Annotated in this window: 1 pseudogene; it reads right to left on the bottom strand. The window is 69.9% G+C overall.

Annotated elements, in window-relative coordinates:
* Window positions 1–386, bottom strand: a pseudogene (locus tag IH25_RS38290) (acetyl-/propionyl-CoA carboxylase subunit alpha); the annotation flags it as partial.

Below are 386 nucleotides of genomic sequence, written 5' to 3'. Positions count from 1 at the left end.
GATCTTGACGATGGTGCCCTGCATGGGGGAGGTGAGGGTGTCGCCGGAGGCGACGGGGCCGGACTTCTTCCTCGACCACGACGGTCTCGCGGCCCGTGTCCTCGTCGGTCTCGGTGTCGGCGGGGGCGGTGAAGGGCTTGATGTCGTTGGCGAACTCGGTCTCGATCCACCGGGTGTGGACCGTGAACGGCTCGGTGGAGGCGGTGAGTTCGGGGGCGAAGGCGGGGTCGGTGACGACCTTGCGGTGGAAGGGGATCGCGGTGGCCATGCCCTCGACGCGGAACTCCTCCAGGGCGCGGGAGGCGCGCTGGAGGGCTTCCTTGCGGGTGCGGCCGGTGACGATCAGCTTGGCGAGCAGGGAGTCCCAGGCCGGGCCGATGACACTG

Origin of the sequence: Streptomyces achromogenes subsp. achromogenes (assembly GCF_000720835.1) — a bacterium.
Lineage (GTDB): Bacteria > Actinomycetota > Actinomycetes > Streptomycetales > Streptomycetaceae > Streptomyces > Streptomyces achromogenes.
This window is presented reverse-complemented; position numbering and strand designations above follow the sequence as displayed.